Source organism: Streptomyces prunicolor (assembly GCF_045162825.1).
In the GTDB taxonomy this organism is placed as follows: Bacteria; Actinomycetota; Actinomycetes; order Streptomycetales; family Streptomycetaceae; genus Streptomyces; species Streptomyces prunicolor.
In genome coordinates this window covers 5,783,995-5,800,647 of the sequence record NZ_CP108676.1, presented here as the reverse complement: position 1 = coordinate 5,800,647, position 16,653 = coordinate 5,783,995, and the positions used below count along the sequence as shown (strand labels likewise).

Genomic DNA, 16,653 nt, shown 5'->3' with positions numbered 1-16,653 from the left:
GGCCCTGCCGCGAAGGGCGGGGCCACACCTCAGCGGGGCGGGCGCGGGAAGAAGCCGCTGGTGCGGGCCGCGTACTGGGCGTATCCGGGCCGCCGGGCCATGTGCCGCTCCAGCAGACGCTTCCCGCTGCCCCAGATCAGCAGGTAACTCATGACCAGCGGCGACACGACCGTCAGGGCGGCGGCCCCGGCGGAGTCACAGGCGATCAGCCACAGCCCCCACCAGACGCAGAAGTCGCCGAAATAGTTGGGGTGACGGGTGTAGCGCCACAGTCCCTGGTCCATGATCCGGCCTTTGTGGGCCGGATCTGCTGTGAAGCGGGCGAGTTGGGCGTCCCCGACCGCCTCGAAGCACACACCGAGTACGACGAGTGCCGTGCCGGCGGCGGCGAACGCGGTCATCGGACCGGGCACGTACTGCGCGGCCTGGACCGGCAGCGACACCAGCCACACGAGAGCGCCCTGGAGGAGGTAGACCATGCGCAGGGCGTACAGGTTCCGGCTGCCGGGGGCCTTACCGAGGAGTTGTTCGTAGCGCAGGTCCTCGCCGTGGCCACGGCCGCGCCGGGCGATGTGCCCGGCCAGCCGCAGGCCCCACAGCGCCGTGAGCGCGGTGACCAGGTAGCGGCGGCCCGGATCTCCCTCGCCTGCCGAGGCCGCGCAGCTCACGACGGCGACCACGGTGAAGGCGATTCCCCAGGCGATGTCGACGATCCGGTGCAGACCACGCCGTACGGCGATCGCGAACGTCACCAGCATGACGGCGAGCGAGGCCGCGGCGGCCCATCCCAGATTCACCGCGAAGGCGCCCCATGCGAAGCCGCTCACAACTGGGCCAGTCCCGCGTACCAGTCCCGAGGCGTCGTGGGCATGCCGGCATCACCGCCGGGTGCCGGCCGCACGCTCAGGATCTGGTCCACTCCCATCCGCCGTTCCTCGAACGCCAGGGCCCCGCCGACCAGATACAGCCGCCACACCCGGGCTGTCTCCTCGCCGACGAGCCGCACGAAGTCGTCCCACCGCTCCTCAAGAATGCGATGCCAGGCGGCGACCGTACGGACGTAGTGTTCGCGCAGCGATTCCGTCGAGCGGACCTCCAGCCCGGCCTCCTCCAGCAGGGCGACCGTCTCCCCCAGCGGGCGCATGTGCATGTCGGGGGCGATGTACGCCTCGATGAACGCACCGCCGCCGGGCGCCTTCGTCCCGCGGGACATCTGCTGCACCAGCACGCGTCCCCGCGGCCGGACCAGGCGGTGCAGGGCGGCGGCGAACGCCGGGTACTCGGCGTCCCCGACGTGCTCGCCCATCTCGACGGTGGAGACGGCGTCGTAGGTGCCGCCCGTGATGTCGCGGTAGTCCTGGCACACCACCTCGACCAGGTTCTCCAGGCCGCGCTCGGCGACCTGTTCGCGGACGTGGGCCGCCTGCTCCTTGGCCAGGGTGACGGCGGTGACCTGCGCCTTGTGCCGCTGTGCCGCGTACAGGGTGAGCGAACCCCAGCCGCAGCCGATGTCCAACAGCCGGGACCCGGGCGTCAGAGCGAGCTTGCGGCAGATCAACTCCAGTTTGGCGCGCTGGGAGTCGGCCGGGGTGAGGTCCGGCTCGTCGCTGGTCCAGTAGCCGCACGAGTACGCCATGGTCTCGTCGAGGAGGAGGCGGTAGAAGTCGTTGGAGAGGTCGTAGTGGTGGCTGATGGCGGCCCGGTCCCGGGCCTTGCTGTGCAGACCGCCGCGCAGCCGTGCCTGGGAGGCGGGGGCGGGCGGCCGTGGTCCGGCCGCGCCCAGCAGCGCGGCGGTTGTGGTGGCGCGGGCCAGGTCGGCGAGGCCGAGCCGTGGCGGGTGCAGACGGCGTTCCCGTGCGGCTGCCCACATGGCGCGCAGCCCCTGCGCCAGATCTCCCTCCACTTCGATCTCGCCGGTGACGTACGCCTGCGCCAGGCCCAGCTCTCCGGGCTGCCACAGCAGGCGGCGCAGGGCGCGCCGGGAGCGGACCACGACGACAGGTCCCTCGGCGGGGCCTGCTTCGCTGCCGTCCCAGGCGCGCAGCCTCACCGGCAGAGGTCCGCCCAGCGCGGTCTCGGCGAGCGCGGCCAATCGCTGGGCGGCACCGGTCCGGACAGTTGCGGTGGTGTTCATCGGGCGAGGCTCTCCTTGGTGAACAGGTACTGCTGCACGTCGAGGTACCCGGAGCGGAACCCGGCCTCGGAGTAGGCGAGGTAGAGGGTCCACATGCGGCGGAAGGTGTCGTCGAAGCCGAGCGCGGCGACCTCGTCGGCGCGCTCGGTGAAGCGTTCGCGCCACAGCCGCAGCGTCTCGGCGTAGTGCGCTCCGTAGCCGTCCCGGCGCGCGGTCCGCAGCCGGGTGTGGTCGTTGACGGCGTCGGCCACCGCCTCGACGGAGGGCAGCAGGCCGCCGGGGAAGATGTACTTCTGGATCCAGGTGAAGGTGGCCCGGCTGGCCAGCATCCGTTCGTGCGGCATGGTGATGGCCTGCACGGCGGCACGTCCTCCGGGGACCAGCCGGTCGTCGAGGGTGCGGAAGTACTCGGGCCAGAACTCGGCGCCGACGGCCTCGATCATCTCCACGCTCACGACCGCGTCGTACGTGCCGCGGGCCTCGCGGTAGTCGCACAGGTCGATACGGACCCGGTCGGACAGGCCCGCCGCGGCGACCCGTTCAAGGGCGAGGTCGCGCTGTTCGCCGGAGAGGGTGAGCGAGGTGACCCGGGCGCCGCGCGCGGCGGCGCGGATCGCGAGTTGACCCCAGCCGGTGCCGATCTCCAGCACCCTGCTGCCCGCCCCGACCTCGGCGAGGTCCAGCAACCGGTCGATCTTGCGGTGCTGGGCCGCCGCCAGCAGCTCCCAGCCGGCGGGAAGGGCACGGAACAGGGCCGAGGAGTAGGTGAGGGTGTCGTCGAGGAAGAGGGCGAACAGGTCGTTGGACAGGTCGTAATGGCGGCTGATGTTGGTACGCGCGCCGTCGGGGGTGTTGCGCTGGGCGTGCGGCTGACGCAACGCCCACAGCCCGCGCAGCCGCTGCAGCGGGGCCGGGATCAGGGTGGCCGCGTTGTGGGCCAGCACCGCGAGGACGGCGACCAGGTCGGGGGCATCCCACTCGCCGGCCATGTACGACTCGCCGAAGCCGATCAGCCCCTGGCCGCCGATGCGGCCGTGGAACGCCGCCGGGTCGTGGATCTCCAGCAGGGGGCCGCCCTGCCCGCAGGTGGTGCCGTCGGCGAGCTGCACACGCAGCGGCAGGCGTTCGAAGGTGCGGCGCAGTACCGCCGCTGTGACGGCCCTGCGGGCGAGGGATGTCGGCGGCGGTGCGGCCACGTCGGGCCAGCGGGCCGGGTCGACGGCTACGGGTGTGGACGGCGGGGCCGACGGCCGTACGGCGGGACGGTGTGCGGCGGTCGTCATGACGCGTTCTCCGGGGTGCGGTGATGGGGGCGGGGCTGGACGGGCAGCCGTCGCAGGTACAGGCGGATGCCGTGCAGGCGGATGGCGGCGGACACGGCGAGGGTCGAGAACGGGTGGCGCACGGCGAGCCGCAGCAGCGCCCACGGGGTGACGCCGTGGCGGTTCCCTCGGACGGTCGCGGTGAAGGGCCTGCCGCCGGCGCGTTCCAGGTGCACGGTCAGGTCGAGCCGTTCGCCGGGGCGGGGCAGGCGCATGCGGTAGCGGCCGTCGACGGGGAAGAACGGCGAGACGTAGAACTTCTTGTCGGCGCGTGCCGTGCCCGTCCCGTCGGGAAACAGCAGGTAGCTGTGGCGTTCGCCGTAGGTGTTGTGGACCTCGGCGACCACGCACCGCGGGGTGCCGTCGCGGTCGTGGCACCAGTACACGGTCAGCGGGTTGAACACGTGGCCGAATACGCGGGCGTGCGTCAGCATGACAACCTGCCCGCCGGCCAGGTCCACGCCGTGCGCGGCGAGGAAGGCGTCGAGCCCGGCACGCACGGACGGCTGGTCCCCGCCAAAGTGGTCGCGCGCGTCAAAGCGCGCCAACGGCCGCAGCAAACACGGGAGTTGGGGTGGGTTGTCGGGGTCGATCAGCCACATGTACGTGCGGTGGCGCAGCCCGTAGCGGACCGGTGCGGTCCGTACGTGGCTGATCGCACACCGGTAGAGGGCCGGCGGGGCACTCACCAGCGCACTCCCAGTGCCGCGGCGGCCAGGGCGCCGGAGCGGCACCCGTCCTCGTGGAAACCCCAGCCGTGGTAGGCCCCGGCGTAGGCGGTCACGGCGGTGTTCAACCCGGGCAGGCGTGCCTGCGCGGCGACCGACTCCGGGGTGTAGACGGGGTGTTCGTACACCATCCGGGCGAGCACCCGCTCCGGGTCCACCCGGTCCTGGCCGCCCAGGGTGACCACGTAGGTCTCGGGCGCCTCGAGGCGCTGGAGCCGGTTCATGTCGTAGCTGACGCGGACCTGGTCGGAGCCGGTCGAACAGGCCGGCATCAGGTAGTTCCAGGAGGCGCGTGCCCCCCGCGCGCGAGGAAGCAGGCTGGTATCGGTGTGCAGGAGCGTGGTGTTGCGGGAGTAGCGGAACGCTCCGAGGACCTCCTTCTCCCGCGGCGTGGCGTCGGCCAGCAGACGGACCGCCTGGTCCGGATGGGTGGCGACGACGACACCGCCGTACGACTGCGTGGTGCCGTCGTGCGTGGTGATGTCGACGCCGTCCGGATGCCGGCGCACGGCGCGCACCGGAGCCGCGAGGCGCACCGCGTCGAGACGTGCGGCGACCCGGTCGACGTAGGTGCGCGAACCGCCCGTGACGGTGCGCCAGGTCGGTGCTCCGGTCACGGAGAGCATCCCGTGGTGCTCCAGGAAGCGGAACAGGTAGGCGGCCGGGTAGCGCTGGGCGGTGGCGGCGTCGCAGGACCACACCGCCGATACGAGCGGGGTCATGAAGTGGGCGCGGAAGTAGGCGGAGAAGCCCTCCCGGTCGAGGAACGCGCCCAGGGTGCGGGGGCTGGAGGGTTCCCGCGCGAGCAGGCGGAGCGCGGCGCGGTGGAAGGCGGGCACCTCGGCGAGCATGCGCAGATAGGAGCCGCGCAGCGCGTTGCGCGGCCGGGCGAACAGCCCCGCGAGGCCACGGGCACCCGCGTACTCCAGCCCGCATCCCTCGCACCGCACCGACATGCTCATCTCCGACTCCTGCGTGGCGACGCCGAGTTCGTCGAAGAGGCGCAGCAGATGCGGGTAGGTGCGCCGGTTGTGCACGATGAACCCGGAGTCGACGCGACGGGTCACCCCGTCGCCGGCGGTCGGTTCGTGGGTGTGGGCGCGCCCGCCGAGCCGGTCGTCGGCCTCGTACAGAGTGACGTGGCAGTCGCGGCTCAGGACGTACGCGGCGGTCAGCCCCGCCACACCACTGCCTACGACGGCGACGCTCCGCCGCCCGCGTACACCGTCGCCGAGCGCCTCCCGCCGCTCCCCCGGTCCGCTCCCTGACACGCCTGACATCGCTTCTCCTCCCGGTCGGCCGCGGACAGTGGTCTCGCGCGTAATCCGAAGCCGCCGCGGGAGCGGATTGGCCAAATGGCCGATCTTCCGTCGAACCGGTGAGGAACACCCGACGCGACCCGAGCCGCGTCACGCGTTACGGCATACGGGTGCAATCGGAATCCGCCGTGATCACATGACATGGTTGCCGGTTGTCATACGGTCGTGACGATCAACCTTCTGCCCCAGCATCCGATGCCGTCCCACCCGCGCCGCCGGGACGGAAAGGCGCCTCTGCCCGCACCCGAGGAGCGCGCCCGGTTGCGCCGTGCGTGGCAGCTCAGCGACGAACAGGTCGCCGCGGCGTTCGGCGTGACCACCGCGACGGTGCGCTCCTGGGAAAGCGGCCGCACCACCCCGACCGGCCTTCGGCGGGCCGCCTACGCCGCGTTCCTCAGCGGCCTGGCCCAGGGACTGGCCCCCGCTCCGGCCGGGACCGCAGCCCTGCCGCCAGCCGTACACCCGCCTCGCAGGGCCGCGAGGCGCCGCCCGGTGCGGCCGGTCGAGCGGCCGCAGGCCCGTCCGGCACCCCAGCCGTGCGCCCCGCCGGTACGCATGACACCCGAGGTCGTGCCCGGGCGAACTCAGGTCGCGGTCGCCCTTCCCGTGGGAGCGGGTGCTGATCCGGTCGCACCCGCGCGCCGTCGCAGACTTCGTGTCATGGCAGCCGCTGCCTGCGCCTGGACCGTCTTCCTGCACCTCATGATCACTTCGCCGCCGCCGCACATGTAGGCCACCCCGCGGACGGGACGCGGGCAGCAGGTCAGACCAGGCCGGTGACGGTCACGCTGACCTGCGCCGGCATCGTCTCGGCGGGAAACAGCGCGGCCACGCGCTCCTCGACGGTGCGCCGGGCGGCGCGCGCGACATCCACGCCGCGCACGTGGCGGAGCGCGACGAGGCTGATCTCGACGCGCCAGGGCTCAGCCCCGCTGGGCCTGCTCACCCGCACCCCTGCCGACGCAGTGGCAGCCGTACTCCGGTCGGACCGGGGCAGGGCGGAGCGCAGCAGGCCGGTGAGCCCCGGTTTGAGGAACGCCACACCCGGCAGGTCCTCCACGGCGCGGGCGATCTCCTCGGTGAGCGTGGCGTGAACGGCGGTCCGGGTCATGAGGTGGAGCCTTCCTGGCTGTCGGCCGGGACGTCGACGAGATCGGTGATACGGATGTCCACCGACGCTATGGCCATGCCCAGCTCACGGTCCGCGGCGGCCCACACCTGTTGGCGAACCTGTTCCGCGAGATCCGGCAGGACAGCACCGGACGGCGCGTGGACGTCGAGACGGACCTCCACGGCGCCTGCCTCGTCGGCGTCCGGGCCGGGACCGAGGCGGCAGGAACCGGCCCGTACGCCGGGCACCCTCTCGGCGGCGGCGCGCAGGGACCGGGCAGCGACCGCTTCCATGATCCACAGATCCTCACCCGATTCCCCCAAGGGCATCGGCCGGCCTGGGCGAAGTTCGAGACGGACGACATCCATGACCCGTTGCGTCAGCGTCTCCACGTCGTCCCCCGACGGGTCCGCCGCATCGTCGCGCAGGCCGCGCACGGCGGTCTCGAGTGCTTCGAGCTCGCTCACGGCCCGTCGGCAGTGCGGGCAGGAGAGCAGATGCGGGTCCTGCGCCTGCTGCTCCCATGCCTCCCACGCGGAGGAGATCAACCGTCCGCACGCGAGGTGTTCGTCCTCGCTGCCGGGGGCGTCGTCGAGCGGGTCGTTGTGGGCGGTCATCGCCAGGCCCCCAGTGCTTGTGTCAGACAACGGCGTGCGCGGAACACCCGGGCGCGGACGGCCTCCTGGCTGATGCCGACCGCGTCCGCGATGAACTCGTAGGAACGGCCGTCCAATTCTCTCAGCACCCAGCAGGCCCGCTGCTCGGCCGACAGCAGGTCGAGGGCCTCCCGCACCTCGCGGACCGCGTCGCGCCCCTCCGCGATCCGGGCCGGCGACGTGGCGTGCTCGGCCGCGGGTACGTCACCGGCCGCCTCCAGCGAGGCCACGGGCCTGCGCGAGCGCAGCACGTTCAGACAGCGGTTGGTGACGATTCGGTACATCCACGTGCCGAAAGAGGCGTGGCCGTGGAACTCCGGCAGTCTCCGCCAGGCACTGAGGAAAGCGTCCTGGACGGCGTCCTCCGCCTCGACCCGGGTACCGAGCAGGCGGGTGGCCAGCCGGATCAGCGCCGGTGCGTGGCGCTGGACGAGGACGGCGAAGGCATCCTCGTCACCCTCCGCCGCCCGGACCGCCAACAGGGCGTCGTCCGTGTCGCCCCGGCTGTCGGGTGGTGCGCTCTGTGTGCGGGCCCCCACCACTGGGCGGCTCCTCTCGTCCGGTCTTCTCACGGTTGGACACTGCTGCGCCGCCCCCGTTACGCATGACTTCCGGGAACGGGCGCTCTACGGATGCCCCGAGTCGAGATCAGCCGATGCCGCGCGGCAGGTCGGCCCACACGGTGTGACCGCGGCGGCCATGCCGCTCGCCCCACGCCCGGCAGAGCGCGTCGACCAGCAACAGCCCACGGCCACCCTGGCTCAGGACGAAGGACGGATGTCTCCACCGCGCACTGACCAGCTCGATGTCGAAACCCGGACCCATGTCGGAGACCTGGACCCGCACCACCCGACCGCCCGCCTGCCCGCGCAGGGCGAGCGACAGCCGCACCGGCGCCGTGCCGTGGCCGTATGCGTTGGCCAGCAGTTCGCTGACCACGAGCAGACAGTCGTCGGCGAGAGCGCTCCGCCCCCACCGCGCCAGCTGTTCGCGTACGTCGCTGCGCACCGGGCCGAGACCACAGTCCGGCACGAGCGCGAGGCCCACAATTGAGCGTTCCATGATGGATCAACCCCTTTTGTTCTCACAGGTGATCCGTGACAGACACGACGCCGGATGGCCGCAGGGCCCAAGTTCCGCGTCGGAAAGCGGTACTCGGTACCGCCGCGACGCCGAAATCAGCGGGCGGCCATGAAATCTCGCCCGGCAGCAGAGAGCGAAATCCGACGTTCCTTATATCCGTAGCCGGATCAGATGCGGATTGGTCCGGAAAAAAAGTTCATCCGATCGGGTAGGCGACCAATCCGCCGGGCTTTCGGAGCCGGATTCCCCACGTGACCGACGACGAGAAGCAAACGCGACAGCGCCTCAGCTGGGCGCGCCTGACCCTGGGCGCGTGCAGCGGTGTGCTGGCCGGCCTCGCCTCGCTCGGCGTCGCTGAGCTGGTGTCGGCTGCGGTGCGTCCGCAGGCCAGTCCGGTCGTGGCGGTCGGCGGGGCGGCGATCGACCGCACCCCGGCCGCTGTGAAGGACTGGGCGATCCGGCACTTCGGAACCAATGACAAACTGGTTCTTCAGCTCGGAATTCTCGCGATGCTGGCGCTTTTCGCGCTGGCGCTGGGAATTGCCGCACTGCGTTTTCGGCGCAGCGGCGCTGCCGGTGTTCTGCTCTTCGGAATTGTCGGGGCGGTATCGGCCACCAGTCGGCCGGATTCGACGAGCCTCTCCGACGCGCTGCCCTCCGTGGTGGGCGCTATCGCGGGAGCCGCGGTGCTCTACGTCCTGGTGGGCCGCCTCGCCCGGCGGGTCCCGTCCGCGGAATCCGTTCAGGGCGAGCAGGAAGGCCCGCCTTCCGGCGCCGGCTGGGACCGCCGCGGCTTCGTGATCGCCGCGACGGCCGCTGCCGCCGCGTCCGCCGGGGCCGGCGTGATAGGCCGGACACTGAACGGGGCGAGCGGCCAGAACGCGGTCGCTTCACGCAACAAGGTCGTCCTGCCCCGTCCCGCCTCCGCAGCCGCCGCCGTTCCCAAGGGTGCCCAGCTGCGGATTCCCGGGATCAGCGCCTTCACCACGCCGAACGGTGACTTCTACCGCGTGGACACCGCCCTTGTGGTGCCCAAGGTCAACGCCACGACCTGGGCACTGCGCATCCACGGCAAGGGCGTCACCCGGCCTGTCACCCTCACCTTCGACGACCTGCTGCGGCGCGAACTGGTCGAGCGCGACATCACGCTCACCTGTGTCTCGAACGAGGTCGGCGGCCCCTACGTCGGCAACGCCCGCTGGATCGGCGTACGACTGGCCGATCTGCTGGCCGAGTGCGGGGTGAAGCCGCCGTCGAAGGGCGGCTCGGCCGACCAGTTGGTGGCGCGTTCCGTGGACGGCATGACGATCGGCAGCCCCGTCGAGGACGTGATGGACGGCCGCGACGCGCTGCTCGCCCTCGGCATGAACGGCGAACCGCTGCCCTTCGCCCACGGCTTCCCCGTCCGCATGGTCGTGCCCGGCCTGTACGGCTTCGTCTCGGCCTGCAAATGGATCAAGGACATAGAGCTGACGACGTTCGACGCCTACGACCCCTACTGGGTCAAACGCGGCTGGGCCCGCAAAGCGCCGATCAAGACCGAGTCGCGCATCGACACTCCCAAGCCGTTCGCCCGGCCCAAGACCGGCACGGTCATGGTGGCCGGGGTCGCCTGGGCCCAGCACCGCGGCATCGACAAGGTCGAGATCCGCGTCGACGACGGCCCCTGGCAGGAGGCCCGGCTGGCCGCCGAGGACACCCGCGACACCTGGCGCCAGTGGTCCTTCCCCTGGCAGGCCACCAAAGGCGGCCACACCCTCACCGCCCGCGCCACCGACCGCACCGGCGCGCTGCAGACCGACAGACGGACCAAGACCATCCCGGACGGTGCCAGCGGCTGGCACTCCGTGGTCGTCACCGTCGACTGACCCCACAAGCCACCTCTCCCCTTCCCCGTATCACCGCAGCTCAGGCTGCACCGACCCGCAGGAGAAACACCATGAGTACTCGTATCCGCCGTACCGCGGTCGTCCTCGCCGCCACCGCCGTACTCCCGCTGGCCCTCAGCGCCTGCGGCAGCAGCGGCAGCGACTCCGCGAAGTCCGACACCTCCACCAAGGCGTCCGCCACCGCCACCGACAACAGCATGAGCGGCTCCGACGCCACCACGGCCGACCAGCCCTTCGGCACCGGCTGCGCGGCCGTCCCGAAGAGCGGCTCCGGCTCCTTCGACGGCATGGCCCAGGACCCGGTCGCCACCGCCGCGTCCAACAACCCGGCGCTGTCCACGCTCGTGGCGGCGGTGAAGAAGGCGGGCCTCGTCGACACCCTCAACAACGCCCAGAACATCACCGTGTTCGCGCCGACCAACGACGCCTTCGCCAAGATCCCGAAGGCCACCCTGGACAAGGTCCTGGCCGACAAGGCCCAGCTGACGAAGATCCTCACCTACCACGTCGTCGGCCAGAAGCTGACGCCCACGAACCTGGAGAACGGCTCCTTCGACACCCTGGAGAAGTCGAAGCTCACCACCTCCGGCTCCGGCGAGTCCTACACCGTCAACGACTCCGCCAAGGTCGTCTGCGGCAACGTCAAGACAGCCAACGCCAACGTCTACATCATCGACACCGTCCTCATGCCGACCAGCTGACGCCCTCACGTGCAGGGTGCCGTAGAGGCGCCCTGCAGCCCGACTCCTGTGACGGGGAGAAAAACAGGGGGCCGGGGCAAGCGCCCCGGCCCCCTGGCACACCCCCCGCACCCCCGTCCGGCGAGCCGGCACACGAGCATCACAGCCCGGGCCGCGGTCGGGTCCCACTCCGCAGCCGCGGTCTCACCACGACCGTTCCGGACTTTCCAGCGCGACCGCCCAGGAGTGAGTGAGCTCATGAGCCTCCACGCCGATCTGCGCACTCTTGTCGGCGCCTACGCACTGCACGCTCTGCCCGACGACGAACGCGCCCTCTTCGAAGCACGTCTACGGGGCTGCCGGGCCCGCGCCGAGGAGGTGGAGGAACTCACGGCGACCACCGCCGAGCTCGCCGCCGCGACAGCCATCACGCCGCCTCCCGCCATGAGGCGTCATGTCCTGATGTACGCGGCCATGATCAGGCAGGTCTCCCCCTCCCTGCGCCGGCTCACCGGGCGGGCCGGGGGCACGGGGCTGCCGAGCGTCGCCGTGGCCGCCTGTCTGATCGCCGCAGCCGTGTTCGGCGCCGATACCGTGCGGGAACACCATCGGGCCCAGGAAGCCACCGCCGCCATCCGGCAGGTCCAGCGGCAGACAGACCGGCTCAGCGCCATCCTGGGGGCGCCCGACGCCAATGTACGCAAGACGGAACTGCCCGACGGAGCCCACCTGACGGTCACCCTCACCCGCGACCGTGAACAGGCCGTCCTGGCCGCGGCCGATCTGCCGGCCCCGTCCGGGGGCAAGGTCTACGAACTCTGGTACGTCGTCGGCGGGACGATGCGGCCGGCTGCTCTACTGGACCCTCACCACACCGGCCAAGCCCTCGTTCTGGTCGGTTCCGCCAGCGCCACCTCGGCCGTCGGCCTCACTCTCGAACCTGCCGGGGGATCCACGCACCACCCCACCTCCGGTCTCCTCACGCTGCTGGTCCTGCCGACATGACCGCACCTGCCGGCCGAAGGTAGAGGATCATGCCCGTGCTCTTCCGTATACGTGTGCTCGCCGTCTGCGGCACCCGACTGTGGTGCGCTGGGACGGGGCCGGTGACCGCGGGCACCAGCCGTGCCCTGCACGACGAACTGACCGAACGGTGCGCCGGAATGTCCGTGGTCGGACTCGACATGCGCGAACTCCGCCTGCCCACCCAGGCGTTCCTGCCCAGCGCGCCCTGGCCGGACGGCCCGGACACGATTCACCTGCTGGCACCGGACCTGCTGCGCTCCCGCACCGCCGACGACCAACGCGTGCAGTGGCATGCAGATCTGCACACCGCCTGGCAGGCATGGTCCGCCCTGACGCCCTGACGGCTGCCCACCGGCCCGGCACTCCCTCCTGCTCCCACACCGTCAGCCGCTCTACACAACGACGGGAACCGGACTGACCCACGCCTGGTGCGGTCCCTGCGCCTGCGGCTGCGGCACCTGACGTATGGCCGCCGCCGCGGTGCGGTGCCATGTACCGGCCCGTCGCATCATCCACAGACCACCGCGCCGGACGACCACCGTCCCGGCCCGGGCGCCCACCGAGCGCGCGCGCTCCACATAGCCCGCCGTACGCGTCCAGGCAGCCGTGCCGTCGTCCTCATCGACCAGGAGAACACTCCGGCCGGCCAGCTGCGCCACCGGCTCCCCAACCGGCAGCCACGGCGCCAGCGCCACCACTCCCCGCACATGAGGATGCACGGCGGCCCGCAACGCCGCACGGCCACCTATCGCATGCCCCAGCAAAACCACCGGGACGTCACCGGCCAACCGGCCCAACTCGCTCAGCGCCCGCAGCGCGTCCTGCTCGGCGTCCCCGTCGTTCCACCCCCGGCACCGATAGCGCACCTGCCCCAGCAGCGTCTCGTCCAACGACACGGCAGACGCCGCAGACCGCAGCACGGGCCGCATCCGCAAAGCCGCCAACTGCCAAGGGCGCGCGGGGCGATGTCCGACAACCGGTCCGCCATGCAGGACGATCACGGCTGCGCGTGTCCGGTGCGGCAAGTGGCGCACCCACAGCGCCGAGTCCGGCATCTGCTCCCACCCCACCGGCATGACGCCTCTCTCCTCGGCAGACGCGGATCCTGCTCCCTGGGGAATCCGTCGCCGCGGCCGTGTCTGCTTGCCCGCGTCTCCAACTCGATCGGGTGAACTGCGTGAGCGAGGAGACGGCTCGCGCAGCAGGGCCCATCGGCAAGTGACCGGGAGGAGACGGCGCGTCTGGTGGCCATCTGCCCGGAAACTGCCATGTCCGGTCCCTCATGGACCCCTTGCCCGAGGCGGGCTGTTCGGACCTTCCCCAGGGGTCGACCGGCCCTGTGCGCCACCGTGGCGAACGCTCACCCTGGGAAGCCAAAGAAGATCGACATCGACGGCGCGCTCCCCTGCCCCCGCAGCGGCCGGCGCCCCGCCCCGACGTACGAATGCGAAGGAAGGACTGCCGCGGATGATCACTGTCGTCGGGCCCGTCGGCCTCGCCGCACCGGTGCTCACGGCCCTGGAGGAACACCTCGTCTCCCCACTGGCCGAATTCGCCCGGACCGGCAGCGCCGTACACGTGCGCGCCGGGCACGGACTGCCGCTGGCCGCCGGACGTGCGGCACGCAGGGCAGGCCTGCGCCTTGTGACCGTGCTGCCCTCGAAGAACGGTGTCCCCGCCCAGTTGCGGGAGTCCGACCGCCTGGCGGCCGACGAACTGCTGCTGCTGTCCGAGCAAGTGCGCCTGCTCGACTACGACCCCACCCGACGCGACTACTGCACACGCGCGGAGGAACACCTGCTCGGTACCTGCACCCGGGTACTGGCCGTCTGGGACGGCTCACCCACCAACGGACGGGATGCCACCGCCCACTTGGTCGCCTTCGCCCGAAGCCACGGCTTGCACGTGGATGTCCTCCAGCCGCCGGGAACCCCGCGCCACCCGGCGCCCTGCCGGGAGTCGTCATGACCAGCCGGTCTCCAGGGGCATCCACCGCCCGGATGACCGAACTGAGCCGGGATGAGTCCCTGTCACTGCCGGCAAGCATCCCCTTGGGCCGCGTCGGCTTCATCCGCCAGGCACTCCCCGTGATCCGGCCGGTCAACCACATCGTCGACGGCGACACGATCATCATCCGCACCCACACGGACTCAGCCCTGATCGGCAGCTCCACCGTCGCCGAGGTGGTCGTGCACGAAGCCGACCACCTGGATCTCCTCGCCCATACCGGGTGGAGCGTCATGGTGACCGGGCGCGCCAGCCGCATCACGGCACCCCTCGAGGTATCCCGATATCAGAAGCTGCTCACCCCCTGGATCGACAAGGAAATGGACCACATCATCTCCATCGCGTCCGAGATCGTGACCGGCTTCCGCCTCGACCGCTGACAACACGACGCCCATCGCGAGACACCAAGGCACAAGGCCCCTTGACCTACAAGTCGCAGGGGAACAAGCACAGCAGAGTGCGAGGGCGGTCCGGCCGACCGTCAACAGCCTCCTCGGCTCGCCGCTTCCGCGCCCAGGAAACCGCGCCTCCATTCCGGCCAGGAAATGTCACGAAAGGACACTTCGTCACAAGGCGTCCGCCCTCGCTTCAGTCAATGCTGAGATATGCCATGGAACCAGGCAGGCGTGAGAGGCACCCCAACATGATCCCTGTGACTGAGGAGCCGTTTCGCGCATTGCTGGAGGCGGCTCCCGACGCGATGGTGATCGTGGACGACGCCGGCGTCATCCGCCTGGTCAATGCCCAGACCGAAGCCCTGTTCGGTCATCCCCGGAACGAACTGCTCGGCCGTCCCATCGAGATGCTGGTCCCGGAGCGTTTCCGCGCTCAGCACCCCGGTCACCGTCTGGGCTACTCCGCCAACCAGCAGGTCCGTCCGATGGGCGCCAACCTGGACCTGTACGGGCTGCGCCGGGACGGGGCCGAGTTCCCGGTCGAGATCAGCATCAGCCCGCTGCAGACCCCCGACGGGCTGTTGATCTCCGCCGCCGTGCGGGACGTCAGCGAACGCAAGGCCGCCGAAGCACGCTTCCGCGCCCTGCTGGAAGCCGCCCCCGACGCCATCGTCATCGTGGACGACACCGGCACCATCCAGCTGGTCAACGCGCAGACCGAGGCCCTGTTCGGCTACCGGCGGGAAGAACTCCTGGGGCAGCAGGTGGAAATCCTCGTCCCCCAGCGGTTCCACCCTCACCACCCCGCCCACCGGCACGGCTATGTCGACAACCGGCGAGTGCGTCCCATGGGCGCCGGGCTGGAGCTCTACGGGCTGCGCCGCAACGGCGTCGAGTTCCCGGTCGAGATCAGCCTCAGCCCCCTGGAGACCCCGGACGGCACGCTGGTCTCCGCCGCCATCCGCGACGTCACCGAACGCAAAAAGGCCGAAGCGCAGCTCGCCGAACTCTACGAACAGCAGCGCCATGTCGCCCTGACCCTGCAGCGCAGCCTGATGGGCTCGCCTGCCCCCCTGCCCGGCATGGACACCTCCAGCCGCTACTTCCCCGCACGCCAGGGAGCCGGCGTGGGCGGGGACTGGTTCGACCTGATCGCCCTGGGCGGCGGTCGCATGGGCGTCCTGATCGGCGACGTCATGGGCCGCGGACTGGAGGCCGCCGCCGTCATGGGCCAGCTCCGCTCTGCCTCCCATGCCCTGGCCAAGACCGGCATGCCGCCCTGGCAGCTGATGCGGGCCCTGGACGCGGTCGTCAGCGAACTGCCCGACCAACTCGTCACCTGCTGCTACCTGGTCCTGGACCCCGACGAGAGCGCCCTGACCGTGTGCTCGGCCGGCCACCTGCCGGTGCTGGTGGTGGATCCCACCGGACAGGTCCGCAGGCTCCCGGTCGATGTCAGTGTGCCGCTGGGCGTCGGCGACGTACCCCACCAGGAGACCCGCATCACCGTCCCGCCGAGCTCGGTGCTGGCCCTCTACACCGACGGCCTGGTGGAAACTCCCACCAGCGACATCGAGTTGCAGATCGACGCTCTGGCCATCGCTCTGGAAAAAGCCGTTGCCGATATGTCGTGCCTGGAGGGGGCCGCCGACTCCGTACTCACCGCCCTGCTGCCCGACCCCCAGGACTACAGCGACGACGTGACCCTGCTCCTGGCCCGCATCCCGCCCGCTCCGGTGACCGCCGTGTCCGCGCTCCTTCCGGCACAGCCCATCAGCGTGCGGGAAGGACGCCAATTCCTGCGCCGCACCCTGCAGGATTGGAACTGCGAGACCCTCACCGACACGGCCTGCCTGCTGGCCTCGGAGCTGCTGTCCAACTCGGTGCGCCACGCCTGCGACCCCCTGCGGCTGCGACTGCGCCGCACCCGGGACGAACTCCACATCGAAGTCTGCGACGGCAGCCCGGTCCTGCCCCGAGCCAGGACCGCGGGCCCCGACGAGGAGTCGGGCCGCGGACTGGCCCTGCTCGACCAACTGGCCTCAACCTGGGGCACCTTGCTCGCCGAGGAAGGCAAAGCCGTGTGGTTCTCGCTCCCCCTGCCCGGCTCTCCTCACCGCCAGGGCGAGAGCACGTCGGCAGACACGAGCGGCGCTCCGGAGTAACCACTCCTGCCCCAGGCAGCTCTCCCTGTCCCTGCGGAGCTGCTCTGTCGCACGTCGAATCCGGCGAAGTGAGCGCCCGTCGCCGAGTCCTGCCCTTGGCCGCGGCAGGAGCCTCCACCTCCGCCCCACCTGACGGGA

The 16,653-nt window shown here is 71.1% G+C and carries 18 protein-coding genes; 8 read left to right on the top strand and 10 right to left on the bottom strand.

The annotated features are described in order from the left end of the window. Positions 1–29 precede the first annotated feature (29 nt). From OG588_RS26775 to OG588_RS26755, 5 genes are read right to left on the bottom strand one after another with little or no spacing between them, the layout of a single operon-like run. Positions 30–827 carry a DUF1295 domain-containing protein gene (locus OG588_RS26775; RefSeq protein WP_405949517.1) on the bottom strand — a complete coding sequence of 266 codons (798 nt, stop codon included), beginning with the start codon at positions 825–827 and terminating at the stop codon, positions 30–32. Continuing rightward, a complete protein-coding gene (locus tag OG588_RS26770; protein WP_405949516.1) occupies positions 824–2,134 on the bottom strand; it encodes a class I SAM-dependent methyltransferase in 1,311 nt (436 codons plus the stop codon). Before OG588_RS26770 ends, OG588_RS26775 begins: the two co-directional genes overlap by 4 nt. Next, positions 2,131–3,417: a class I SAM-dependent methyltransferase gene (locus OG588_RS26765; RefSeq protein ID WP_405949515.1), complete on the bottom strand. Its 1,287-nt coding sequence runs from the start codon at positions 3,415–3,417 to the stop codon at positions 2,131–2,133. The genes OG588_RS26770 and OG588_RS26765 overlap by 4 nt, the downstream gene beginning before the upstream one ends. Then, entirely contained in the window at positions 3,414–4,145 is a 732-nt protein-coding gene (locus OG588_RS26760; RefSeq protein ID WP_405949514.1) for a DUF1365 domain-containing protein, read from the bottom strand. The genes OG588_RS26765 and OG588_RS26760 overlap by 4 nt, the downstream gene beginning before the upstream one ends. Continuing rightward, positions 4,142–5,464, bottom strand: coding sequence for an NAD(P)/FAD-dependent oxidoreductase (locus tag OG588_RS26755; RefSeq protein ID WP_405949513.1), 1,323 nt, complete (start codon positions 5,462–5,464; stop codon positions 4,142–4,144). The genes OG588_RS26760 and OG588_RS26755 overlap by 4 nt, the downstream gene beginning before the upstream one ends. Before the next feature lie 204 nt (positions 5,465–5,668). Between OG588_RS26755 and OG588_RS26750 the strand changes: the two genes are divergently transcribed. Continuing rightward, positions 5,669–6,235: a helix-turn-helix domain-containing protein gene (locus tag OG588_RS26750; protein ID WP_405949512.1), complete on the top strand. Its 567-nt coding sequence runs from the start codon at positions 5,669–5,671 to the stop codon at positions 6,233–6,235. A 31-nt stretch (positions 6,236–6,266) separates the two neighbouring features. On the opposite strand, the gene OG588_RS26745 is transcribed toward OG588_RS26750, so the two are convergent. From OG588_RS26745 to OG588_RS26730, 4 genes are all read right to left on the bottom strand, one after another. Continuing rightward, on the bottom strand, positions 6,267–6,614 hold the full coding sequence (locus OG588_RS26745; protein WP_405949511.1) for a hypothetical protein: 348 nt from the start codon (positions 6,612–6,614) through the stop codon (positions 6,267–6,269). Next, a complete protein-coding gene (locus OG588_RS26740) occupies positions 6,611–7,231 on the bottom strand; it encodes an Asp23/Gls24 family envelope stress response protein (RefSeq protein WP_405949510.1) in 621 nt (206 codons plus the stop codon). Before OG588_RS26740 ends, OG588_RS26745 begins: the two co-directional genes overlap by 4 nt. Then, the gene (locus OG588_RS26735) at positions 7,228–7,812 is read right to left on the bottom strand and encodes an RNA polymerase sigma factor (protein WP_405949509.1); all 585 of its coding nucleotides are present in this window, start codon (positions 7,810–7,812) and stop codon (positions 7,228–7,230) included. The genes OG588_RS26740 and OG588_RS26735 overlap by 4 nt, the downstream gene beginning before the upstream one ends. A 106-nt stretch (positions 7,813–7,918) precedes the next feature. Further along, positions 7,919–8,332, bottom strand: a complete 414-nt coding sequence (locus OG588_RS26730; protein WP_405949508.1) for an ATP-binding protein — start codon at positions 8,330–8,332, stop codon at positions 7,919–7,921. Positions 8,333–8,604: 272 nt separating this feature from the next. On the opposite strand from OG588_RS26730, the gene OG588_RS26725 reads away from it, so the two are divergent. The 4 genes from OG588_RS26725 to OG588_RS26710 all read left to right on the top strand — a co-directional run bounded on the left by OG588_RS26725 (position 8,605) and on the right by OG588_RS26710 (position 12,289). Next, a complete protein-coding gene (locus tag OG588_RS26725; RefSeq protein ID WP_405949507.1) occupies positions 8,605–10,221 on the top strand; it encodes a molybdopterin-dependent oxidoreductase in 1,617 nt (538 codons plus the stop codon). A 71-nt stretch (positions 10,222–10,292) separates the two neighbouring features. Further along, positions 10,293–10,943: a fasciclin domain-containing protein gene (locus OG588_RS26720; RefSeq protein WP_405949506.1), complete on the top strand. Its 651-nt coding sequence runs from the start codon at positions 10,293–10,295 to the stop codon at positions 10,941–10,943. Positions 10,944–11,180: 237 nt separating this feature from the next. Next, positions 11,181–11,927: an anti-sigma factor domain-containing protein gene (locus OG588_RS26715; RefSeq protein WP_405949505.1), complete on the top strand. Its 747-nt coding sequence runs from the start codon at positions 11,181–11,183 to the stop codon at positions 11,925–11,927. A 29-nt stretch (positions 11,928–11,956) separates the two neighbouring features. Further along, positions 11,957–12,289 (top strand): hypothetical protein, encoded by a 333-nt coding sequence (locus tag OG588_RS26710; RefSeq protein WP_405949504.1) that lies wholly within the window; start codon positions 11,957–11,959, stop codon positions 12,287–12,289. A gap of 51 nt (positions 12,290–12,340) precedes the next feature. Here OG588_RS26710 and OG588_RS26705 read toward each other — a convergent pair whose 3' ends face one another. Beyond that, a complete protein-coding gene (locus OG588_RS26705) occupies positions 12,341–13,024 on the bottom strand; it encodes an alpha/beta hydrolase (RefSeq protein ID WP_405949503.1) in 684 nt (227 codons plus the stop codon). A 391-nt stretch (positions 13,025–13,415) separates the two neighbouring features. Between OG588_RS26705 and OG588_RS26700 the strand changes: the two genes are divergently transcribed. From OG588_RS26700 to OG588_RS26690, 3 genes are all read left to right on the top strand, one after another. Then, positions 13,416–13,916, top strand: coding sequence for a hypothetical protein (locus OG588_RS26700; protein ID WP_405949502.1), 501 nt, complete (start codon positions 13,416–13,418; stop codon positions 13,914–13,916). Then, entirely contained in the window at positions 13,913–14,335 is a 423-nt protein-coding gene (locus tag OG588_RS26695) for a pyridoxamine 5'-phosphate oxidase family protein (protein ID WP_405949501.1), read from the top strand. The genes OG588_RS26700 and OG588_RS26695 overlap by 4 nt, the downstream gene beginning before the upstream one ends. A 263-nt stretch (positions 14,336–14,598) precedes the next feature. Then, positions 14,599–16,515 carry a PAS domain S-box protein gene (locus OG588_RS26690; protein ID WP_405949500.1) on the top strand — a complete coding sequence of 639 codons (1,917 nt, stop codon included), beginning with the start codon at positions 14,599–14,601 and terminating at the stop codon, positions 16,513–16,515. Positions 16,516–16,653 lie beyond the last annotated feature (138 nt).